This is a genomic window from Lysobacter xanthus (genome assembly GCF_047159895.1).
The window spans coordinates 1-1,698 of sequence record NZ_BAAGAB020000146.1; the positions used below are offsets into that span (position 1 = coordinate 1).

Here is a 1,698-nt window from a genome sequence, read left to right on the forward strand (position 1 = left end):
CGACGCACTGGCAGTGCCCTCTAACACCTGAGTTAAGCCGCGCCGCGAAGCGGCGTCGGCTTGGACGAATTGTTAGGTGCGCGGCCTGGCACTAGAGCCAGCCGGCACCTGTGGCGAGCATAAGGCCGCCGCAGAAGAGAAAGAACACGGCCCAGGCCAAGGTCCACGCCGGCCCAACGCGAAACGGGCCTACCCGGCTAAAGGACTCGGACAGCCACGCGAGGCCTGAAAGCAACAGAGCAGACCCGGGCACGAAATAGGCCAGCGCAAATGCCACGCCCCAAGCGGCAACATTTGTTCCGAGGAGCGCGTTTGCTCGTGAGACTCCCCAGCCTTCGCCGGTGGGAAGCCCGACCACGAGTTGCGCAACAAGTAGCCCACCGAGCACAGCCGAGAGTGCTAGGTCCACCCACGTTGCGTTGGAAATTCTTGCCGTTTCCATGTGCTTGCCCGGCGCACCTAACACCTGAGTTAAGCCGCGCCGCGAAGCGGCGTCGGCTTGGACGAATTGTTAGAGCCCACAGGACCTTGCCGAGCGTGCCCTAACCACCAAGCGCGGAGAATGCCACGGTACGCTACGGCGAGGGCTGGCGGGCGCCGCCAAATCTGGCTGCATGCGCGGCTTGGCTGGAGCGCAGCCGTAGGGCAGTGGGCTTGCGATAAGGATGCTTGCCGAAGCGCAATGGTGGAGCCGCGGGTGGGAGCACGGGAAAGCCGGGGCCGCGGCAGACCACTTCAATGTTCTCTGCTAGCCGGTGGTGGGCGCTAACACCTGAGTTAAGCCGCGCCGCGAAGCGGCGTCGGCTTGGACGAATTGTTAGGCCCCGAACCGGCGATGCCGAGCGTGCCCAGCAACATATAGATCCCAGCGCCCGCGACGACGGCGAGGAACGGAAGCGCCCCGGCGCTTAGCCGCAACCTGGCAAGCTGATACAGGACAGTAGCGACGCCGAGCAACAAGAACGCGGCGGTTGCGGCCCGTAGGCGCGGGCGGAAAGCAAGTGACGCTGAGCGGAAAGCAATACGGGACCACCAGCCGAATAGGCCTAAGCAGCCGCCAAGGCCCACAAGGAATGCCACCGGTTCCTGCAGGGGGTTGACTAGGACGAACCCCAGCGCGAACACACCAATGGATCCAGTGACGAGGATGCCCAACAGTCCGAGCAAAACTCGGCTAAGCGGGTGGTCGACTGCGGCGGCGAGTTTGCTCAACAAGGGGCCTAACACCTGAGTTAAGCCGCGCCGCGAAGCGGCGTCGGCTTGGACGAATTGTTAGGCCTATGAGCCGGGTTGGCCGGCAGACTCTAGGAAGTGGTGCATGAAGACCAAGGCTGCAAGCAAGCCTAGCCACGATGACACCCAAGCTACTTCATATGGCCAGCGGAGCCCACTCGGGCTCAGTTCATCACGCGCAAATCCGCGAAACCAGACCTGCTTGATCCAGCGCCAATTGAGATGTCCGTTTTGGCTGTAGATCTGGCGATACTTCGGGGCGCCTGCGCTAGCGTAGGCCTGCGGGTGGAAGTCGCGAAGCATCGAAACAATGTGGATCTTGGCCATGTGACTGGCAATTGCTCCAGCAAGCGTGGCCGCGCCTGCGACGATAGCTACATCCATAGGCCTAACACCTGAGTTAAGCCGCGCCGCGAAGCGGCGTCGGCTTGGACGAATTGTTAGGGGGCGTACTCAGCACCCTAC

1 protein-coding gene is annotated in these 1,698 nt (G+C 62.7%); it reads right to left on the reverse strand.

Features of this window, described 5'->3' with window-relative positions:
- Positions 1-777 precede the first annotated feature (777 nt).
- Positions 778-1,215 (reverse strand): hypothetical protein, encoded by a 438-nt coding sequence (locus ACY35P_RS15550; protein ID WP_462116742.1) that lies wholly within the window; start codon positions 1,213-1,215, stop codon positions 778-780.
- Positions 1,216-1,698: the final 483 nt, after the last annotated feature.